This window comes from Microscilla marina ATCC 23134 (assembly GCF_000169175.1).
Taxonomy (GTDB): domain Bacteria; phylum Bacteroidota; class Bacteroidia; order Cytophagales; family Microscillaceae; genus Microscilla; species Microscilla marina.
In genome coordinates this window covers 42819-64040 of record NZ_AAWS01000042.1, presented here as the reverse complement: position 1 = coordinate 64040, position 21222 = coordinate 42819, and the positions used below count along the sequence as shown (strand labels likewise).

Sequence of the window (21222 nt, the reverse complement as noted above, 5' to 3'; positions counted from 1 at the left end):
TTACTCCATTGAACTACATGTCTTGTTGGCAGATTTTAAAATCACCCTTCAACAAGATTTTTGTTAAAATTGGTATACCTTATTTTTTAATAATTACTAATTGCCCAAAATCTAGCAAAGTTTAAGCGAAAAACAAAAGGTTTCCCTAAACTCTATCTTATAAGACTCCCTACTACAAGGTTTTGTTGCTGTTGCTACCAAGTTATTCAAACGGAGAGAATCCTTTTGTGAGTTTTTACTCAAAACCTGCCCTTTAAAAACAATTAACATTTCATTATCAAAAATTTAGTCCAAAAATTCCTAATTTATCATCTCAGGCAAATAAGTAAGGCGTATACATTGATAAACTATTTCCTTCATGAACAAAAACTTTTACTATTACAGTTGGTGGCTGTTATTGTTACCTATGTTGGTACAAGCCCAGGCTCCCCAAAAAGACAGCTACCAGTTACTGGCACGCAAAACCAGTAAAAAAATAACCCCCGATGGGAAACTTAATGAAGCAATATGGCAAACCGCACAAAAAGCACGTGATTTTTACCAAAAATTCCCTTTTGACACCTCTTATGCCAAGGCAAAAACCGAGGTAATGGTGGCTTATGATGATCAGTTTTTTTATGTAGCTTTTATCTGTGAAAACAAACAGTCAGGCGACTTTGTGGTAGAGTCGCTCAGGCGTGACTTCAATGGCGGACGAAACGATTTTGTTACTTTTTATTTAGACCCTTTCGGAGATGGTACCAATGGGTTTACTTTTGGTATCACTCCACTAGGGGTAAAACGTGAAGCATTGATTACCAATGGAGAGAATTTAGACTCGTCATGGGACAACAAGTGGTATTCAGGGGTAAAGCGCTACCCAGATAAATGGATAGCAGAAATGGCGATTCCTTTCAAAACTTTGCGCTATAAAAGTGGAACAAGCCCCTGGAAAATAAACTTTGCCCGCCTAGACTATAAAACCAATGAGCAATCGTCGTGGGTGCCCGTACCTCGTAACTATAGCTTAACCTCGCTGGCGTTTACGGGCACCATCAACTGGGAGAGTCCCTTGCCCAAATCGGGCGCTAACGTAGTATTAATTCCTTACATAACGGGTGGTTTTGTCAAAGAGTTTGAACCTGATAATACACCAGTGGCTTATACCCGTAATGCTGGTATGGACGCTAAGGTAGCCATTACTTCATCACTGAACCTTGACTTGACATTTAACCCTGATTTTTCGCAAGTAGAAGTAGACCAACAAGTGACCAACTTGAGCAGGTTTGAGCTGTTTTTTCCCGAAAGGAGGCAATTTTTTATAGAGAATAGTGATTTATTTTCCCGGTTTGGTTTTGGGCGGATGCGTCCGTTTTTTTCCAGAAGGATTGGCATTCAGACTGATACAGCGACTGGCGAAACGGTACAAGTGCCCATTTTGTATGGAGCAAGGCTCAGTGGCAAGCTTAACCGCAACTGGCGGGTAGGTTTACTCAATATGCAAACCGACCGTGATAGGGCGCGTAACTTACCCTCTAGTAACTATACAGTGGCAGTACTACAACGCAAGGTGTTTGCCCGCTCAAATGTAGGGTTAATATTTGTAAACCAACAAACTACCTCCGACTCAACCAATGATTATAGTTGGGGCATTAACGACTACGACCGGGTAATGGGTTTTGATTATAATATGGCGTCAAAGGATAATAAATGGAATGGAAAGGTTTTGTACCAACACCAGTTTACCCCTGAGCAAAAAGCAGAACCCTTTGCCCATGGCTCTGAGATTGGTTATAACACGCCTGAATGGAGGTTTTACTTCAGCCACGAAAGTGTAGGACGAGACTATGCGCCCAGGGTAGGTTTTGCTCCTCGTCCGGGGTATTTTATGGTAGAAGGAAGTCTTAACCGGAGGTTTTACCCTACTATGAAAAAGCCCTTGGTAAACAACCACGGACCAGGAGTGTATGGCAATGTATTTTGGGATATGGACTTTAATGTAACGGACAGGTTTGTAGAACTTCAATACATTATTAACTTTCAGGACAGGAGTAGCCTGGAGTTTTACCAAGGGAATTGGTATACCCGCCTCTTCGATGACTTTGACCCAACCAATACTGACGGCATCCCTTTGTTAGCTGGTACCGAGTATTTTTACTCAAATGTATTTGCCTTTTATAACTCCAACCCTGTCAAGCTTTTCAATATAAACGTAGGTGCCGGGTATTTTTTTAGGTATTTTAATGGCAAACGCACCCGACTCACTGGTGAGGTAAGTTATCGGTTTCAGCCTTATGGGCGCATTGTCATAAGGGCTGACTATAACCAAATTACCCTACCTGCCCCTTACAATAGTGTCGATTTGCTGCTGTTGGCTCCCCGTTTCGAGTTTTCGTTTACCCGAAAGTTGTTCTTTACAGTATTTACCCAATACAATACGCAAGCAAATCTGGTAAATATAAACGCCCGCTTTCAATGGAGGTTTAAGCCAGTGTCTGACTTATTTATTGTGTATACTGACAATTATTTTTCGGATAATTTGCAGCCTATAGGGCGCTCTTTGGTGGTAAAACTTACTTATTGGTTGAACCTATAACACAATATCAAAGAATGTAGAATCCTTGAATCACTATGCAAATACACTAAAACTCTGTTGTCTACACATTGTCTACGCCTCAAATTTTTATGTTGTTTGAACTTTCTATAAATTGATTAGCTAAATCAATTCTAGCTCACAATGCAAAGTAAAATATCCAATCAAACAGAAGATAGTCAAAAAATTGAGCAAACAAATGCAAAGCAACCCCAAGCATTTATTCAAAGCAAACAAGGGCAACAGCCTGCAATACAGGCTAAGCAACAACTTGTGACTACAACAAAACCACCTATAATACAAGCCAAACAACGTACAGTATCTACAAAACAACAAAATATTCAGAGAAAAAGTACTTCAAAACCAGAATCTATTGCTCAGACAATGGGCAACCAATATGGAGTAGATACCTCCGACTTGAAAATTAAACAAAACTCACCTTTTCCGAATACTGTGGGGGCTGATGCAACCATTCAAGGTAAAAATATAGATTTTGCTCCTGGTAAAGATACCGAACAAAATATTAAGCACGAAGTTGGACACTATATTGTTAACACTCAACGTGGCACCCCTCCAAAAGCAAATAAAACAGTAAACGGACAACCTGTGAATACTACAGATGAAAAAGCAGCTGACCAAATTGCTGATACGCCGTTGCAAATGAAAACAGAAGGGGGGAATATAAGCTCAGAGATTTCGTTGTCTGCTCCTATGCAGTTAAAACAAGGAGGGGAAAATGAGGTAATTCAAAGGGTAATGTCACGAGGAAGTGGTTGGGGTGTATTTGGTTGGACTGGCGGGGAGGTTGGCAAGCAAAAATGGGATGACATAGTAGCACTCAATCAAGAGATTAATAACGTTGCCATGCAACCTAGAGATCGTCGAACATTGAACAACATTGAAGCTAAAGTAGTAAATTATGCCAATGCAGACACAGTTATTCAAAATTTGAGAATACTCAAGGATACTATCACCAAACGATCACTATCTAATAACCTTGGACAACTAGTTACTAGTTTGACTTCACATAACTATTACATGTTTCTGTCATCTTTTACCAGCGAGAGTAAAGAAAAGTCATTTAATTCAGTAAAGGATGAGGTAAGAGAACTCAGCCAGTGGTTGGATGGACTGGACAGTGATCTAACCAATACTACTCAAATCAAGTTAAACCAGGCAATAGGTGAAGCAAACAGTTTGCTTGATGTATTCCAGTTTTTCAAGGATGATGCAATGGCACAAGCTAATCAAGAAAACTTTCAGATAGATGGTATGAAAATGACCCTGGATGATTATGTAACTGATACCAAAAGGCTAAGAATAGACAAAAGAGTCACTGAACAAAGAAAAGTCTTCAGTTCAACCCTCAATGAGACAACTTCTTCGCACAATGATTTGTTAGGCTCTGACAAAATGCAGCAATTAGAAAAACAATCAAATGATATCGGACAACATTATGACACTGCGCTCGAGAAACATAGAGAAGAAGAAAGAATTAAAGAAGAAAAAAAGAGGAAGCAGCAGGAAAAAGATGAACTTTGGAGGAAATGGCAAAAGGCAGATAAAGCCAATAAAACCCGTATTAGCAACCCACCTCTATACATACAATTGAAAAAACTCACAGGTGAAGATCCTTTTGTATTGGCAGAAATTTTGGCAAAAGTCACTATAGGGGCTGAAGGTAGACTCACCCAATGCCTTAGTCGTGTCAATGTTACTAACTCAACAGAAAAGGCTGATTTTTTAGCATTGCTTGACCGAGACGCTAACATATCTTACTTACACAATTTGCTGGCTGCCATTGGTAAAAACCAAGGGGGGAATTTATTAAAACTACTAAATGCAACCAAAAGTGGACATGAAGATCAACTACTCCAATTACTTGAATTAAACCAAGATGATAGCATCGATCCACTGGTTACACTACTACAACGCCAAAATAAAAGTGCCAAAAAGGTGTTGAAATTGCTAAATAAGGAAGGAAAAGCCAGTGATGTAATCAATGTATTGGGGCATAACCATGTAAAAACAATGAAAGTAGCCCCTAACACTGAGGTAGATGAAGGAGCTACATTTACCAAAGCAGAGGGGTTGCTCAAACATAAAGGGTCAGCGAAAGATACTCATGATATATTGAGTGGAGGGGTAAGTTATGCAGATACTGAGGAGCTACTGAAACTTAACAAAATACTTGATCAAGGAGCTGAGGCTGCTTATGTATACAACCATGGGGGAGTCAGGCCTAGTAAAACTAGAATTGAGGCTGTGGTATATGTTTTAGGGCTGAGGAGACCCAAAGATGTAAAAGCATACTTACGGGCAGGGCACTCTTTTAATCAAATACATGATAAATTGGAAACCAACAATAATCAAACATTTTGGACAGCAAATAAAACTTGCCTGGCAAACCAGGTAGCTACTGAACCTTCAGGTACGTCACTGGCTTCTATCAAAACCAACAGTATAAGAAGGAAAGTGTATGCACATGGAGGTATTAACTCAAATACCAATACTGGACAACGATTTGGTAATCATGGAGGAACTGATAATAAAGGTAGTATTGTGATGCTTTTGCCCGATGGGGTAAATTATACAGAGTACGATATTGTACCTTATACTGGACCTGATAGGGGGACTAAACGTGTAGTATCAGGGGGAGGAAACAATTATTACACTACCGATCACTATGGTACATTTAGAAAATTTTAACCACACTTTATGACTCAACAACCTTATCATTCATACTTGTGGGCAGTAAATACTCAAGAAGCGCTCACACAACAAAAAATACTGAGCCAACACAATGCTTGTTATTTATTGTTAGATGGTTCACAGGCTACTACAGTAACCGCATTTTTGAATCAAGCAAAAGAGGTTTTTCAAATTCCCGACCCTATTGTTAACTGGCATATTGTAGAGCGTTCTATTGCCCAACTAAAGCATACAGGTGTTAACGATTATTTTATAATTATTAATCAAGCAAACTATTTCCTCAAAGACGTTCCGGCAGGAAACATGGTGACCTTTAGCAATGTATTGAAGCAAGGCAATCTACAACGGCAACAACTTCCTCCTGTTCACATTATTTGGCAGGTTTTACCTTCAGAGGCGATGGCTCTTCAGGAGTATTTAACCCAATGTGGCTTTGTGCTAAACAAGTGGGAGAAACGCTAAAGCTCTTTGTATCTAAACCACTTTATTTCTCAGCTAATCAAAATAATGCTTAGTTTTGTCAAAACCTGGGGAATTAGTTAACCCTGGGGCAGGTTTGGTAGTTGTATAGCAGCAACAACCAAAGAATAGTCAACAAGAGAAAAGAGTTGAATTATGAGTTCAAATAACTATCAATTAAAGGTAAAAGAAGTAGTCAACGAAACCAAAGATGCAGTCACTGTGGTATTTGAAAACCCAGCGGAGGGAGCTTTGACTTATAAACCAGGGCAGTTTTTGACCTTGATTTTTTCGCTGGAGGGCGAGTCGGTTCGTCGTGCTTATTCGTTGTGCAGTGCACCTAGCATAGATGCTCAACCTGCTGTAACGGTAAAACGAGTGGAGGGTGGAAAGGTTTCTAATCATATAAACGACCACGTAAAAGCAGGTGATACTATAGAGGTAATGGCACCTGCTGGAGTATTTACTGCTGATGTTAATAAAAAAAACAAACGTCATGTAGTATTATTTGCCGGAGGTAGTGGCATTACTCCTATGATGTCAATCATGCAAACAGTACTCAATACCGAATCAAGCGCGGTAGTATCTTTGGTATATGCCAATCGCGATGAAGAGTCTATTATTTTTAAAGACAAAATTGATGGGCTAAAAGCCAAGTATGGCAAGCAGTTGAACATAGTACACGTACTCGAAAACCCTCCTGCCGGATGGAGCGGGTACTCAGGCAGGCTTACCCCTGATTTGGTGCAAGCTATTTTGAAAAGTCTACCAAAGAAGTTGTTCAAACCTCGTGAGTATTTTATGTGTGGTCCTGCTGGAATGATGGAACAAATAGAGGTAACTTTCCAAAAATATAAATTACCTAAAGACAAACTACGCAAAGAGAGCTTTACGGCAAGCCTGGACGATGCCAAAAAAGGAGCAGCCAACGATGTAGAGGGTATTGTAGAACGTGAGGTTACCATTATTTATAGTGGCGATGAACACAAAATTACGGTCAAGCCCAGCGAATCTATTCTGGATGCAGCTTTGGATGCCAACATAGATTTACCCTTTTCTTGTCAAAGTGGTATTTGTACCTCTTGTATGGGGCGTTGTACTTCAGGCAAAGTATACATGGACGAAGAGGACTCTCTATCGCCTAAAGAAATTGAACAAGGGCACGTACTTACTTGTGTAGGGCACCCGCTTACCGCCGATGTGGTGATTGAGGTTGATTAAGTGTTGTATTGTTGCTGCTCTAAATGTTTAGCAAAGCATTACTTATTCTATATTTTTATCAAAAGCCTGATTCGTTGATTTGAATCAGGCTTTTGGTGTTATTGGGTTTGTGATGGAGTTTGCAATGTATCGTACATCTCAAACTCGTTGAGCAAACACTCTAACTCAAAAATGGTGGTTTGCAAATAGTTTTTGAGTTGTTCATTTTTTTGCTTCCGCAAATAGTCTAACGAAGCATCAGCGTTAAACACAAATGCCTCAAGCCGGGCACGTAAACTTAAAGCAAACAAGTCGAGTTGTTGGGTGGCAATAGTGACACCTTGTGCCTCTGCGTTTAATTCAGTAAATTGCATATTGTAAATATTAATTTGTTTGCAAAAAGCCCTTGAGGGAAAGGTCTCAAACTTATAACCTCTTGGGCTATACTTTCACCCTGAAAGTATGAATAAAGATAGTGAAAACGCCCACCTTTTGCAAGAAAACTTATTACTAAAATACTGTAAATCAACATATTAACAACGAGTTTTCAAAGCGTGGAAATGTTTTTTTAGGGTTGAATTGGCTTGGCTTGCCCCTCCCGATAAACGACTTCCTGTGAAGGTGAGTTCCCTCATTCGTAATTGATCCATTCGTAATTCGTAATTGAAAAACTCGTAATTCGTAATTAAAAAGCTTCGCTTCGCTCCCATCCACTTTACATTATTTAAGTTCGAAGCGTAAAAACTTAAGTCAGTAATGTTATATTGGAGATAAATTACCTCATTAAAAACTTAGATAATATATAACAATGAACAAAACCTTGCAATTTGAAGCACACCTTGAAAACAAGTATTGGCTCACCAGCCACATCAAACAAGAACTATTTGTATACTTAAGCCTGAAGGGTGGCAAAGCTCCCGAAAAACAAGAGCGTATTCCTTTGAACATATCGCTGGTAGTAGACCGTAGTGGCTCTATGTCGGGTGACAAGCTCAACTATGTAAAAAAAGCAGTTGACTTTGTCATAGACAATCTCAAAAGCGACGACGTGCTGTCGATAGTACAATACGACGATGAAATAGATGTGGTGGCAAGCTCGGCAAAGGTCACCAACAAAAAGGCTTTGCACGAAAAAGTAAAGGGCATTCAGGCACGCAACATGACCAACCTAAGCGGTGGAATGATGGAAGGCTACGCTCAAGTAAAATCTACCCAATCGAACGGTTATGTAAACCGGGTTTTACTATTGTCAGATGGTTTGGCAAATGCTGGAATTACTGCCCCAGAGCAACTACAGCAAATTGCCCAGAAGAAGTTTCGCGAAGCTGGCATCGCCTTGTCTACATTTGGAGTGGGTTCCGATTTTAACGAGGTACTGATGACCAACTTGTCGGAGTATGGAGGCGCTAATTATTATTTTATTGATATGCCTGACAAAATTCCTCAAATATTTGCCCAAGAGCTAGAGGGTTTACTCTCTGTAGTTGCCCAAAATACTACACTAGAGGTGGTTTTTCCTCAGAGTTACCTCAAATGCACTCAAGTATATGGCTTTCCCGCAAATATAAGCCCCGATAAAGTGAGTGTGAACTTTAATGATGTAGTAGCAGAAGAAGAAAAAGCAGTATTGATTAAGTTTGAGGTAATTCGCACTCCTGACGAACCTTTTGTTCTGAAGACACGCCTGCAATACGACGATGTGATAGACAAAATGGAGCGCATTACTGATGAGCTAGACTTGCGTATGGAACTCACTACCGACGAGCATGCGTATCGTGCAGGCATAAATGCCAAAGTACATGAGCAAACAGCTTTGTTTACTGCAAACGACTTATTTGAACAAGCAATAAAGGTGGCTGATGGGCGTGATTTTGAAAAAGCCAAACAAATCATTGCTCAAGCAAAGGCTTCATTAGACGCTTATTTTAAACTAATGCCCCCCAGCGAAGAGTTGAAAAAACAGTATGACAGTATTGTAGCCTACGGCGAGAAACTCGACCAGATGAAGAACATGTCTCAAATGGATTATATGATGTCGCAAAAAATGAGTAGAAGTGCCAACTACATGGCACGTAAGAAGAAGTAAATAGGCAAGTACAAGATAAAACAGGGGTATACCATACAGGTGGCTCCTGTTTTTTTATGGTGTAATACCAAGTCTGATTGAAAATCCATACCAACTCACTTGTAGTGGTCTTTTTTGGCAAGACCAAGTTCTTCGCTATCGTTACCCGCTCTCTTGGTCAGCTGCGCTTAAGACCAAGAGGAGGGGACAAGTTTGGTGATGGCTTTTAGATGTAGATATACAATAGCGTAAGGGTAATGGCAACGATTTGGTATAATTGATTTAAAAAAGGGCAAAAAAAAACTTGAGAGAAGAAACACAAATGTTCCTAACTCCCAAGATCCTTCAACCAGCTATGCAATACTATATACTCATTTTGCCCAGGCAGGTTATGACTTTTAGGCTAACTACCCATTTGAAGGTCCGAAGTGTCTGATTTGATCGGTAAAGAAAAAAAGCAATGAAAAATCATCTCAGTGGAGGTTTTTAGAGGGGGCTAGAAGTGCCAACTACATAGCACGTAAGAAGAAGTAAACAGGCAAGTACAAGATAAAACAGGGGTATACCATACAGGTGGCTCCTGTTTTTTTATGGTGTACCAAGTCTGATTGAAAATCCATACCAACTCACTTGTAGTGGTCTTTTTTGGCAAGACCAAGTTCTTCGCTATCGTTACCCGCTCTCTTGGTCAGCTGCGCTTAAGACCAAGAGGAGGGGACAAGTTTGGTGATGGCTTTTAGATGTAGATATACAATAGCGTAAGGGTAATGGCAACGATTTGGTATAATTGATTTAAAAAAGGGCAAAAAAAAACTTGAGAGAAGAAACACAAGTGTTCCTAACTCCCAAGATCCTTCAACCAGCTATGCAATACTATATACTCATTTTGCCCAGACAGGTTATGACTTTTAGGCTAACTACCCATTTGAAGGTCCGAAGTGTCTGATTTGATCGGTAAAGAAAAAAAGCAATGAAAAATCATCTCAGTGGAGGTTTTTAGAGGGGGCTATAGCAACAATATGCCAACTAAAGGGCAAAAAAAAACTTGAGAGAAGAAACACAAGTGTTCCTAACTCCCAAGATCCTTCAACCAGCTATGCAATACTATATACTCATTTTGCCCAGGCAGGTTATGACTTTTAGGCTAACTACCCCATTTGAAGACCCGAAGTGCCTGATTTGATCGGTAAAGAAAATAAGGTCTATAAAGTAATACCAAGCATTCGTAGGCATAATGGCACCATTGGTGAATTATGGCTTCATAAAACAAAAAATGTAACGTATTTTTGGATATTAGTTAACTCAAAAAATCTAACAACAATGAAAACTAAAAGCATAGATCGCTTCACTAATGTAATCTTGAATCGCACCCAACAAAGCAAATGTATGGGAGGGCAAACCTCGAAGCAAACTACCACTCCTATTACTGTAGGAAAAATCACTACCAATGCTACGGCTACAGAGTATATCATTCTATAGAGTGCATTTTTAACCAATTAACCTTTCAACATAATGAAAACTAAAAATATAGATCGTTTTACAAAACTTGCCCTCAGTCCACAACAACAAAGTAAATGTGTAGGAGGCAACGCTAAAGCTTCTCCAGCCAATAACAAGGCAATGAAGCCAGCCAGTAACAATGCTACCTCTACTGAGTATATTATTTTGTTGGTAGTAATTGCATAGTATTGTCTATTTCAAGGCATACATCAAAGTTTAAAAACATCGGTGAAGACTGGTGTTTTTTTTGTTTTCAGATAATGCCTCTGATTATCTTTTATTTGAAGGTCATCCTACCCCCTATTAGCTTTGACTAAATTTGCCACGCTTGCCCTCTCTACTCATTTTTACTACCCAACTACCATATCCTCACAAATCATTACTAACTTTACCCCCAATCACTCATACACCTATGAACCCGCAAGACTATCTAAAAAATGACCAGAACGCAGTCACACAAATCAAGCAATTGATAGAAAGCGGACAAAAAGAAAATGTAGAGCTTGCCTTGAGCCTGATTAAAGGAGGTGGAATGGTGCCTGCACTAGTGACTCACCTTTGCGCTGTTTTGTTGATTTACCACGATGATGCTACCATCAAAGATGCCACCACTGCACTGCATAAACTACCATTGGCTTTTAGGTATTATGGAGGGTTGGTATATAATGATGATACTATAAACCGAATACTTGCCATTGCTGAAGACCATCCAGACATTGATGCTCCACTACTGGTAACATTGATGTTTGAACAAACTGGTAAACTGGCGGCTTATTGTCTGGAAAACAAACTACTGCCCGCCCAACAGGTACTGTCTCAGCGGATGAAGGGGGGTGGTTTCTTAGACTTGTACCACATGAACCTTTCAGCTTTACCCCCTGAGATAGGTTTGTTTCCTGAAATACAACACTTAAATATTGAAGGGAATAGATTTAGTCAACTTCCCGACGAACTACAAAACCTTACCCAATTGAAAAACATTTACTTTGAGGATACTCCCTTGGGCAAAGAAGCCATCAAACAATTAGAGGCGTTTTTTCCTCAAGTAATGGCAGAACATTATTGTCAGAAGGGCTCTAAGGTAATCTATACAAGCAATCACTTATGGAACGACTACGAAGAGGCTTTGCAATACATTACTAAAGCTACTATACTGGTGCCTCACAACGCTTATTATCTCACCCAAAAAGCTGGAGTGCTTAGAAAAATGAAGCAGTATCAAACATCTATAGAGATACTTGAACAAGCACTTGCCTTGTATGAAGTAGAGTCGTTGTCAGGCAAATATAAAAAAGAGGTCATATATAACGACTTGGGCATTGCTTATATAAGATTGGGCAAGTATGCCAAGGCGCACCAAGCATACAATCAAGCGTTGCAAATAGCCCCCAACTATGACAGTGCTTGGTATAATAGGGCGTGTGTTTATGCACTGGAACAACACAAAACTAACATGTTGTCGTGCCTCACCAAGGCGATTTGCTTAAGGAGTACTTTTAAAATAGAGGCTCGCCAGGACTTTGATTTTTCTAACTTTCGCCAAGACCCTGATTTTAAGAAATTAGTAGGGGAATAAAAAAATAGCGGGTTTGAACGTATACATAATAATAAATGATTGTTAATTTTAAATCGACACACTTTTACAGATAACAATGTCTGCATAAAATCATCAGAATATACCCTCATGACCCATCAGAACTACCTTGAAAAAAATCAGGAAGCCATTGAACAAATAAAAAAGCTGCTCGAAAGTGGCGAAAAACATAATATTGAGTTGGCTTTTCAGCTAATAAAAGGAGGAGGAATGGTCACAGAATTAGTCACCCACCTTTATGCCTTATCTATTTTTTATACCGACGATGACGCCCTCAAACGTCGAGCTAAACTATACTATAAAAATATGGCTTCGGCTGATTTGTACGAATTTACTAAGTACAAATGGAATGTATACGGAGAGTATTACAATGAGAACAAGATGACGGAGTTTTTGACCAAATTGGGTGCACACCCTGAGTTTGACCACAAAATATTGGCAAATATGGCTTTGCTATATGCTCATAAAGGTGCCAAATATTGCCTCGAAAATAAAACCGCGTCTCCTCAAAAAATCATTGCTCAACTGATAGATCAAGACATGCTTGACCTGGATTACCTAAACCTCGATACGTTGCCCAAAGAAATAGGGCTTTTTAAGCAAATAAAGTTTCTATATCTTGAGGGAAACAATTTCACTGACATTCCCGACGAACTAGCCCAACTCACCCAACTACAATCACTGAGTTATAAAAATACCCCACTCACTGATAAAGCACTTCAGAAACTGGAAACTTTTTTTCCTAAAATATTTGCGACTCAATATTATATGGAGGTAATAGACGACATCAATCAGGGCATTAATTATGAAAACTCACTACAGGTACTTGACAAAGTGCTACAACTAGACGCTACATATGCTACTGCCTGGAACGACAAAGGACGAGTACTTCAGGAGAGTAAACAACCAGAAGCAGCACTAGAGTGTTACGACCAATACCTGAAGTATGCCGAGTATGATAACGACCGGGCTTTGTCGCGGGTAAACAAGGCATTGGCACTACAAAACCTGGGTTGGCACGAAGAATTGACTAAGACTGCCCAAGAAGCAATGGATATTCTCAAACAAATTCCTGTGGGTAGTCGCGACAGGGTCTATTATTTTAGCCAAGGCTTGGCGTTGTTTTTTATGAATGACTACAACAATGCCCTCAAAGCTTATGATCAAGGCTTGGCACACGACCAATACGATGGAGTATTGTGGTACAACAAGGCTTGTACTTATGCTAAACAAGGCAACCCAACAGCCATGTTTCAGCACTTAGAGCGGGCAATTCAGTTGAGAGAAAGGTTTAGGATAGAAGCCAGTGAAGATTTAGACTTTAAAGAGTACTGGGCAGATGAGGACTTTTTGAAGATAATAAAAGAAGCTTGATCAACTTTACTTTTTACGTTCTATAGTAAACTGTACCAATTGAATCAAAGATGTTTTGTAGTCAGATTCGGGAAAGTCATTCATAAGTGCAATGGCTTCATTGCTATAGCGGCGCATCACCTCGTTTGAATATTCAATGCCTCCACTGTCTTTTACAAATGCAATGACTTCTTTTACCTTCGCCGATTTATGGCTTTTGTTTTTTACCAGGTTGATAATATGACGCTTTTCAGAGCGTTTGGCGTGGTTTAAGGCATAAATTAATGGTAAGGTCATTTTCTTCTCTTTGATGTCTATGCCAAGTGGTTTGCCTATTTCAGCAGTGCCATAGTCAAACAAATCGTCTTTGATCTGAAAAGCCATCCCTACCTTTTCGCCAAACTCCCGAAACATACTTATTTGCTCTTTGTTTAACCCTGCAGCTGATGCACCTACTGCACAACAAGAGGCAATCAAAGAGGCGGTTTTCTGACGAATAATGTCATAATAAACTTCTTCGGTAATGTCTAAACGGCGGGCTTTGGCTATTTGCAACAACTCTCCCTCACTCATTTCACGTACTGCATTGGATACAATTTTGAGCTGCTCAAAGTCCTCATTGTCAATAGACAACAACAAACCCCGTGACAAGAGATAATCGCCTACTAATACGGCAATTTTGTTTTTCCATAAAGCATTGATAGAGAAAAAACCCCGGCGGTAATTAGAGTCATCCACTACGTCGTCGTGAACTAAAGTAGCAGTGTGCAAAAGTTCAATAAGTGCTGCTCCCCGGTAGGCCATTTCGTTGATTTCGCCTCCGGTACCTGCCGACAGAAACACAAACATAGGACGCATTTGCTTGCCTTTTCGCTTGACAATGTAGTTCATGATTTTATCGAGCAAAAAAACATCGCTTTTCATAAAAGAGCGAAATTTCCCTTCAAAATTCGCCATTACGTCTTGTATAGGCGCCTGTATGTCCTTAATTGATAATGTCATGCGTGCTTCTAAAGAGGTACAAGTATACGATCAAATTGTTCAATTTACCAATTTGGTTTGATAACTTTTTGCAAGTCATATACATTACAAGCTATAGAAGCCTTTTGTTTGATTTATTTTTAGAGTTGGAGCAAACAATTTAAACACTAAAAACCACACCCATTTTATGTGTGTTACACTTAATACCGTGGAACAAAAGTTTTTAGACACTTCAACGTGCACCCTAATTGAGCTATGAGACACAATCTTGGTATGCTAGACAAAAAAAGTGTTTTTGAGTAAAACAGAGTAATTCTTTAATTTTGAATGTTGTCATAGCGAAAAAAACAAAAAAAATCATGCAGGAAACTAACTCCCTATGTAAAGAAAAACAAAAAAACTTTACACAGGAAATTCACCCCTACAAAGAAAAGCTATTCCTTTCATACTTCCATTATATCAAGTACAACAAACATTATTTAACCCGAAGGAGAAAGATTGTTAAGTTGCCAATATCAAATTTAGCGTTGAGAGAAGGTGGTGAGTTTTCCCATTTTTTATTATTTTAACCAAATATCAACACGCCAGCGAGCGTGATAAAAAATAAACATTTACCAAAATCAAAAAAATTATGATTCGAAAACTACTCATAGCGATACTGATAGTAGTCAGCATAGCTCCTGTAATGGGGCAAAAGTGGCATGTAAAGCCTACTTTAAATTATAAAACTGTAGGGGGTTTTAGTGATGGAATGGCAAGGGTAAAATCTACAGAAGGCAAGTGGGGGTTTATTAATACGGAAGGTCAAGAGATAGTTCCGACAAAATATGACAATGCAGCTGATTTTATGGAAGGCAAAGCAGCGGTAAAAATGAATGGTAAGTATGGCTATATAAACAAATCAGGTAAAATGGTGATAAAGCCTCAGTTTGACGATGCTTTCTTTTTTAGAAAAGGCATTGCCAAAGTACGCAAAGGATTGTGGGGGTATATCAACGTCAAGGGTAGAACTGTAATACCATTTAGGTATGCAGATATCGCCTATTTTTATGGAGGATTAGCCGCAGTAAAAAAACGTGGCAAGTGGGGATTTATCGACAAGAAAGGCAAAGAGGTAATCTCTCCTGCCTATGAGCAAGTGATGGACTTTCACACGGGCAATTGGGCAGCCGTAAAAAAGAAGGGCAAGTGGGGATTTATCAATAAAAATGGCCGTGAGGTAACCGCGTTTAGCTACGATTATGCCTGGTATTTTCAAGAGGGCATGTGTGGTTTACAACAAGGCAAAAAACACTCATACATCGACGCCAAAGGTAAGGCCATTACCAAGTTCAAATACGATAAAACAGGGTGGTTTAAAGAAGGGTTAGGTACAATAAGGGTTGGACGCAAAAATGGGTTCATAGATAAAAATGGAAAAGAAGTGATTCCTCCAAAGTATCAATCTATGTGGAGTTTTCAAGAGGACTTATGTTTCGTGAAACTAAATGATAAATGGGGGGCAATTGACAAAAAAGGCAATGTAGTCATTCCTCATCAATACGACTTTGCCTACAAGTTTCACGAGGGGCTTGCTAAAGTAAAAATCAACGGCAAAAGGGGGTTTGTAGATAAAAAGGGGAAACTGGTTTTTATGTGCAAATTTGACAGCGCCAGCGAGTTTAGAGGGGGCTATGCAGTGGCTAAACAAGAGGGTAAATGGGGCATATTAAAAAATCCTTTAAAATAAAAAAAAGTACAAAACGGATGCTTAAAGCATCCGTTTTGTACTTTACAATTATCAAATGCTTTCCCAAAAACACTCATAAACCGTAAAAACCCTAAAAAAACACTACTATAAAGCATAATTTATCACACTAGCCCAAAAAACAAGCGCATTTCTTTCTTATTTTTTATACTTATTGTTGAGTGTGCCCCTGTCTCTCTTTTGGTACATACCTGTATTTTATTAACAAAACATAGTACCATATTACCTTAAACTGCTTTTTAAACCTGTAACCCTACTTATTTACTCACCCTCAAGCATACCCACACAGTTATTTTGATATGGCAAGAAACACGGAGTTTATAACTGTGATATTTGAGTGAATACCCTAATGATTGATAGTATTTTTTACTATTACACATTGGTAAGTTACATGAAGGTCAAGTGGAATGGAAAATATTTTGCGGCGTATTTTACTAATTTCGGGCATTAAAAAACATAAGCTTGGAAAAGTAAACTTTAAGAATATTACAATACTACACCTTTAAATAAGCAAAATATTTTTTCAAATTATGAATGGTTTACACTTTATAATTTGGATATAGTTTATCATATACTTTTTACTATACTTAACCACAAATATGAATATTTTGAAAAACGCCCAATTGCTCATCTGCTTATTGGCTATAAGCTTTATGGTAGGATGCGCTGGAACCGAAGAAACTCCTCAGCCTAATAATGGAGGTTCAGGAGGGAACGGTAATGGTAACCCTACTCCTACTGTAGCCAACTGTACCGACCCGCTCGCTACCAACTATAACAAAGACGCTACCACTGATGATTGTGGATGCACATACACCACCAATGGTAAAGTACCTGAGACAATACCAGCCTCCATTACACAAAAAGTTTTGATAGAGGAATTTACAGGCACTTGGTGCGGATACTGCCCATCGGGAGCCAAGAGCGTACACGACGCCGAACTTAAATACCCTCACCAAGTAATTGGTGTAGGCATACACTACCGCGATAAAATGGAAACCCGCATGTTTGCCCACCTTGAAACCATTCTGGGAAACATCAACAGTTTTCCGGGGGCTACTTTTAACCGCAAGACTGTGAATGGTAGTAAGGTTTCTCACCCAGGTAACTCTAACCGTAACAGTGGTCAAATTATAAATAATACCACCAGTCCAAAACTAGGCATTGCTATAGAAACCAATGTTAACAGCAGCAACGAAGTAGAGGTATTGACTTATGTAGGAATCAAAGAAAAAGGGGAATACGCCATTACGGTTTATCTTATAGAAGACAAAGTAGTAGGACAAGGTAATGGTTATGACCAGGCAAACTATCATAATGACAATTCCAGTTCTCCGTTTTACCAAAAAGGTAACCCTATCAAAGGTTATGAACACAATGCCACTTTACGGGATATATTGACAGATCTTAATGGGTTTGAATTGCCCACCTGTGGACAAGAAGCAGATAAGGTATATAAGCGCATGTTTAAGCTAAAACTAGACGACAGCTACAACAAAGATAACTGTCGTATTGTGGCTTTTGTGACTGATAAAACAAGCAAAGAAGTTATCAACTCTCAAGTAGTAAAAGTAGGCGAAACCCAAGCCTGGAACTAACTCATTTTATGTCAAAAGACCAGACAAAGCAGTCTGGTCTTTCTTATATTCATCTCTTTTTTACAACCAAACTCAATAATGAAAACATCATCTGCACTGTACATCACCTGCCTTTTGGTAGTGGCTGTAAGTTTTTCGGCAAAAGCGCAAAAAACGACCAAGGGTTTGCCTAACGTCACCATTAAGACCTTGGATGGCAACAGTTTATCTACTCAGGCACTGGCACTCAAAGGACATTTTACCGTTGTAAGTTTTTGGGCTACCTGGTGTAAACCTTGCATTCAGGAGCTAAGCGCTATACACGATGTGTACCCCGATTGGCAAGAAGACATGAAAGTAAAACTAATTGCCATCTCAGTAGATGATGCGCGTAGCAGGGCCAGAGCTAAGTCATTGGTAAAAGGTAAACGCTGGGAGTTTGAGACTTATATAGACGAAAACGGTGACCTCAAACGTGCAATGAATGTGCTCAATGTGCCTCATACTTTTATTTTGAACAAAGACGGTGAAATTGTGTGGCAACACACCTCATACAAACCTGGTGATGAAGAGAAGTACTATGATGTATTAAAAAAACTCAACACCAAGAAGTAAAAACTATGATTATACTGTTTTATTGTTCTATTGCTGAACTACGCATTGCACAGTGATAGGACAATAAAACCTCCATCTACCGATTTTATAAACCATTAAAAATCAATGTATTATAAAATCGGTAAGTTGCTTGTAGAGCAGCGTCAAACTTGAAGCTTGTCGCTAAAAGCTTGCCCCTGCAGGCGCTATGGACTATTGAAAAACACACATTTGAGTAAAATAAGTCACACCATACAACTCCTCACCACGCTCAAAGATTTTTTTATCATGAAATACATACTTAAATTTTACGCCTGTACTGCTTGTCTGTTATTATGGGGCTCAGTAGCTTTTGCCCAACAGCCCACCGACAAAGGCGTAATTTCAGGAAGCTTACAATCTGACTTTCAGTATTATCAGGCAGATTCAGCAATTAACGCTACCTTGGTAGAAGGGGCTGACCGAATGGCTTCTAATCATTACCTCAATTTATTTTACCGCAAAGGTGATTTTTCGGCCGGGCTACGTTACGAGGCCTACCTCCCCCCTTTATTGGGCTACCCAGGAGAGTTCAAAGGACAAGGAATTGCCAACCGATTTATCACTTATAGAAAAGATGGGCTAGAAGTAACTGCCGGTAATTTTTACGAACAATTTGGTAGTGGTACCATCCTAAGGGCACAAGAAAACCGACCTACTGGTATTGACAACTCTATTGATGGAGTATTGCTCAAATACAATTTTGACGATATGGCACAAATAAAAGCCCTGACTGGAAAGCAGCGCGATGGTTTTAATAAAGGAGAAGGAACTATACGTGCCGCTGATGCTGAAATTTATCTCAATAAGTTTTTATTCCCCCTGAGCGAAATCTCTATTACTCTAGGTGGAAGTTATGTAAGTGTATATGAGCCTTACACGGGTACACTTGGCTATATATCGCCCCAAAGCGATGCTTACGCTGGAAGGCTTGCCATTGGTAACGGAGGTTTTAACATAGATGCTGAATATGTATACAAAAAACCCTCCCCAATGCTTAGCAATGACTACATTAACCATGACGGCTCGGCTTTGTTGTTAAATGCCAGTTATAGCCACAATGGGTTAGGCATTAATGTACAAATGAAACGGGTAGAAAACATGGATTTTCGTTCAAGCCGTGATGCTCCACTTAATAGCCTTATGGTAAACTTTATACCCATCACTACCAAACAACACACCTACCGTCTTTTAACACTTTACCCTTATGTTACCCAAGTATTTGGCGAAGCGGGTCTACAGGCAGATTTGATTTATACTTTCAAGCGAGGTTCGGCACTGGGGGGCAAGTATGGTACTACTATTAGCCTCAACTATGCCGTTGCCAATAGTCTAGACCAACGCCCTATATCGGGGGATGCTGGGTACGAGTCAGACTTCTGGAAACTGGGTAATCGCAAGTATTTTCAGGACATTAATGTAGAATTGAGTAAAAAATGGAGCCGAAAACTCAAAACCACTTTTAGTTATGTATACCTTGAATATGACAAAGACCAAATAGAGGGAGTGATTGGAAGTGGTGTAGTAAAATCGCATACTGTAATAGCCGATGTGCTCATCAAACCCCGTAGAAAAACCTCAGTACGCTTTGAGTTACAGCATTTGTATACCCGCCAGGACTTTGGCAGTTGGGCAATGGGATTGATAGAAATAGGTTTTTCTAACTTCTTGGTTTTTGCCTCTGACGAGATCAACTATAATGGAATAGGCAAGGGAATACCTTTGCATTACTACAATGGTGGAGTGGCTTATGCCAAAGGAGCCAATCGTTTTTCGCTCAGTTATGGCAGACAACGCGCTGGGCTTATTTGTGTGGGAGGTGTATGTCGATTGGTACCGGCTTCCAGCGGACTGACTTTATCTGTGACCAGTAGTTTTTAAACCCCAAAACTTATGGTAGAGGTAGCCACCTTCAAAACCTGGCTACCTTTACATTCTATGCTTCTACCCTATCTTTTATCTCTAATACTTCTACCTTATCGCCTATACTTAACTGTCCTTTGTTTTCAGGTAATAGATTTTGTCCAAACATTACCTTGGTTCCTACTTTGCGGTATTGCGACAAGGTACGCAGTGGCTCTATCCCTTTGATACCAGTTGCTTGATCTACTGTAGTAAGCACACAACGTGCACAAGGCTTTACCACATGAAAAATAATCTCTCCTACCTTTATTTTTTTCCAGGTGTCTTCGGCAAAAGCATCGGTACCTGATACCACCAAATTGGGGCGAAAACGATTCATAGGTACCGGCTTTTCCATCCTACTATTCAAATCAGCTAAAGAAGCCTCAGAAATAAGTAAAAACGGGTAGGCATCTGAAAAACTCGTAATATGTTGATTGATGTTGTAGGCTTTTTCTACCAGCCGTTGGGTAGTATCGGGCATGTACACCAACTGACACGTTGCTCCTAAAAAATCGCTGAACCATACGTCAGCCATCGAGCTAACCACCAATGCGTTACAAGTGTCCTTCCATATATTCACAGCAGTCGATTTTCCAGTATTTTCACCAAACAACACCCTCAGCAATGACATTCCTGGTGCCTCAAATACCAACCCTTGCTCAGTAACAGTTTGCTTAAGCAAAGCTATTTTAGGATATTGTCGCTGGGTAATGGCAACACCTTCACTGTCAACAATCATCCAGCGACGGTCAAGCTCTAAACCACGGTCTTGCACTTCGGCAAAGCGGTGGCTTACTCCAGGTATAGACTTGACAGGGTATGTGTAAAGGTTGGCTAATGTGATACTCATAATTATTGTAGGTAAAATAAGTTTTGCAAAGTTAAAATTAAGAAGAAACCTCTATCAATTACTATAAACAGGTC

General features: G+C 39.5%; 16 protein-coding genes. 13 read left to right on the top strand and 3 right to left on the bottom strand.

Annotated features, from left to right (window positions below; all coding sequences use genetic code 11):
- The first annotated feature begins 358 nt into the window (after positions 1-358).
- The 4 genes from M23134_RS28010 to M23134_RS27995 all read left to right on the top strand — a co-directional run bounded on the left by M23134_RS28010 (position 359) and on the right by M23134_RS27995 (position 6964).
- Positions 359-2575: a DUF5916 domain-containing protein gene (locus M23134_RS28010; protein WP_002702073.1), complete on the top strand. Its 2217-nt coding sequence runs from the start codon at positions 359-361 to the stop codon at positions 2573-2575.
- A 141-nt stretch (positions 2576-2716) separates the two neighbouring features.
- Entirely contained in the window at positions 2717-5281 is a 2565-nt protein-coding gene (locus M23134_RS28005; protein WP_002702072.1) for a ribonuclease domain-containing protein, read from the top strand.
- Between the two features lie 9 nt (positions 5282-5290).
- Entirely contained in the window at positions 5291-5746 is a 456-nt protein-coding gene (locus tag M23134_RS28000) for a hypothetical protein (RefSeq protein ID WP_002702069.1), read from the top strand.
- A 153-nt stretch (positions 5747-5899) separates the two neighbouring features.
- Complete coding sequence (locus M23134_RS27995; protein WP_002702068.1) at positions 5900-6964, top strand: ferredoxin--NADP reductase; 1065 nt, start codon at positions 5900-5902, stop codon at positions 6962-6964.
- A 98-nt stretch (positions 6965-7062) separates the two neighbouring features.
- Here M23134_RS27995 and M23134_RS27990 read toward each other — a convergent pair whose 3' ends face one another.
- A complete protein-coding gene (locus M23134_RS27990; protein ID WP_002702066.1) occupies positions 7063-7317 on the bottom strand; it encodes a hypothetical protein in 255 nt (84 codons plus the stop codon).
- A gap of 434 nt (positions 7318-7751) precedes the next feature.
- Here M23134_RS27990 and M23134_RS27985 point away from each other — a divergent pair, with 434 nt between their 5' ends.
- The 5 genes from M23134_RS27985 to M23134_RS27975 all read left to right on the top strand — a co-directional run bounded on the left by M23134_RS27985 (position 7752) and on the right by M23134_RS27975 (position 13476).
- Entirely contained in the window at positions 7752-9029 is a 1278-nt protein-coding gene (locus M23134_RS27985) for a vWA domain-containing protein (protein WP_002702064.1), read from the top strand.
- A gap of 1299 nt (positions 9030-10328) precedes the next feature.
- Positions 10329-10487 (top strand): hypothetical protein, encoded by a 159-nt coding sequence (locus tag M23134_RS41430; protein WP_157558687.1) that lies wholly within the window; start codon positions 10329-10331, stop codon positions 10485-10487.
- A 33-nt stretch (positions 10488-10520) separates the two neighbouring features.
- A complete protein-coding gene (locus tag M23134_RS41425) occupies positions 10521-10694 on the top strand; it encodes a hypothetical protein (protein WP_002702058.1) in 174 nt (57 codons plus the stop codon).
- A 226-nt stretch (positions 10695-10920) separates the two neighbouring features.
- The gene (locus M23134_RS27980) at positions 10921-12084 is read left to right on the top strand and encodes a tetratricopeptide repeat protein (protein WP_002702054.1); all 1164 of its coding nucleotides are present in this window, start codon (positions 10921-10923) and stop codon (positions 12082-12084) included.
- 108 nt (positions 12085-12192) lie between these two features.
- Positions 12193-13476: a TPR end-of-group domain-containing protein gene (locus tag M23134_RS27975; protein WP_002702052.1), complete on the top strand. Its 1284-nt coding sequence runs from the start codon at positions 12193-12195 to the stop codon at positions 13474-13476.
- Positions 13477-13482: 6 nt separating this feature from the next.
- On the opposite strand, the gene M23134_RS27970 is transcribed toward M23134_RS27975, so the two are convergent.
- A complete protein-coding gene (locus M23134_RS27970) occupies positions 13483-14457 on the bottom strand; it encodes a polyprenyl synthetase family protein (protein ID WP_002702051.1) in 975 nt (324 codons plus the stop codon).
- Between the two features lie 610 nt (positions 14458-15067).
- Between M23134_RS27970 and M23134_RS27960 the strand changes: the two genes are divergently transcribed.
- From M23134_RS27960 to M23134_RS27945, 4 genes are all read left to right on the top strand, one after another.
- Positions 15068-16165 (top strand): WG repeat-containing protein, encoded by a 1098-nt coding sequence (locus tag M23134_RS27960; RefSeq protein WP_053337404.1) that lies wholly within the window; start codon positions 15068-15070, stop codon positions 16163-16165.
- Positions 16166-16782: 617 nt separating this feature from the next.
- Entirely contained in the window at positions 16783-17781 is a 999-nt protein-coding gene (locus tag M23134_RS27955; protein WP_002702045.1) for an Omp28-related outer membrane protein, read from the top strand.
- Between the two features lie 78 nt (positions 17782-17859).
- Positions 17860-18375, top strand: a complete 516-nt coding sequence (locus M23134_RS27950; RefSeq protein ID WP_045114486.1) for a TlpA family protein disulfide reductase — start codon at positions 17860-17862, stop codon at positions 18373-18375.
- Positions 18376-18642: 267 nt separating this feature from the next.
- Entirely contained in the window at positions 18643-20274 is a 1632-nt protein-coding gene (locus M23134_RS27945) for a DUF6029 family protein (RefSeq protein ID WP_157558686.1), read from the top strand.
- Positions 20275-20329: 55 nt separating this feature from the next.
- Here M23134_RS27945 and M23134_RS27940 read toward each other — a convergent pair whose 3' ends face one another.
- Entirely contained in the window at positions 20330-21148 is an 819-nt protein-coding gene (locus tag M23134_RS27940) for an MOSC domain-containing protein (RefSeq protein WP_002702038.1), read from the bottom strand.
- Between the last annotated feature and the right edge of the window lie 74 nt (positions 21149-21222).

Excerpts from the sequence above, each read along its gene's own strand:
- M23134_RS28010 (WP_002702073.1), top strand. The coding sequence starts at position 359 with ATGAACAAAAACTTTTACTATTACAGTTGGTGGCTGTTATTGTTACCT.
- M23134_RS28005 (WP_002702072.1), top strand. The coding sequence starts at position 2,717 with ATGCAAAGTAAAATATCCAATCAAACAGAAGATAGTCAAAAAATTGAG.
- M23134_RS28000 (WP_002702069.1), top strand. The coding sequence starts at position 5,291 with ATGACTCAACAACCTTATCATTCATACTTGTGGGCAGTAAATACTCAA.
- M23134_RS27995 (WP_002702068.1), top strand. The coding sequence starts at position 5,900 with ATGAGTTCAAATAACTATCAATTAAAGGTAAAAGAAGTAGTCAACGAA.
- M23134_RS27990 (WP_002702066.1), bottom strand. The coding sequence starts at position 7,317 with ATGCAATTTACTGAATTAAACGCAGAGGCACAAGGTGTCACTATTGCC.
- M23134_RS27985 (WP_002702064.1), top strand. The coding sequence starts at position 7,752 with ATGAACAAAACCTTGCAATTTGAAGCACACCTTGAAAACAAGTATTGG.
- M23134_RS41430 (WP_157558687.1), top strand. The coding sequence starts at position 10,329 with ATGAAAACTAAAAGCATAGATCGCTTCACTAATGTAATCTTGAATCGC.
- M23134_RS41425 (WP_002702058.1), top strand. The coding sequence starts at position 10,521 with ATGAAAACTAAAAATATAGATCGTTTTACAAAACTTGCCCTCAGTCCA.
- M23134_RS27980 (WP_002702054.1), top strand. The coding sequence starts at position 10,921 with ATGAACCCGCAAGACTATCTAAAAAATGACCAGAACGCAGTCACACAA.
- M23134_RS27975 (WP_002702052.1), top strand. The coding sequence starts at position 12,193 with ATGACCCATCAGAACTACCTTGAAAAAAATCAGGAAGCCATTGAACAA.
- M23134_RS27970 (WP_002702051.1), bottom strand. The coding sequence starts at position 14,457 with ATGACATTATCAATTAAGGACATACAGGCGCCTATACAAGACGTAATG.
- M23134_RS27960 (WP_053337404.1), top strand. The coding sequence starts at position 15,068 with ATGATTCGAAAACTACTCATAGCGATACTGATAGTAGTCAGCATAGCT.
- M23134_RS27955 (WP_002702045.1), top strand. The coding sequence starts at position 16,783 with ATGAATATTTTGAAAAACGCCCAATTGCTCATCTGCTTATTGGCTATA.
- M23134_RS27950 (WP_045114486.1), top strand. The coding sequence starts at position 17,860 with ATGAAAACATCATCTGCACTGTACATCACCTGCCTTTTGGTAGTGGCT.
- M23134_RS27945 (WP_157558686.1), top strand. The coding sequence starts at position 18,643 with ATGAAATACATACTTAAATTTTACGCCTGTACTGCTTGTCTGTTATTA.
- M23134_RS27940 (WP_002702038.1), bottom strand. The coding sequence starts at position 21,148 with ATGAGTATCACATTAGCCAACCTTTACACATACCCTGTCAAGTCTATA.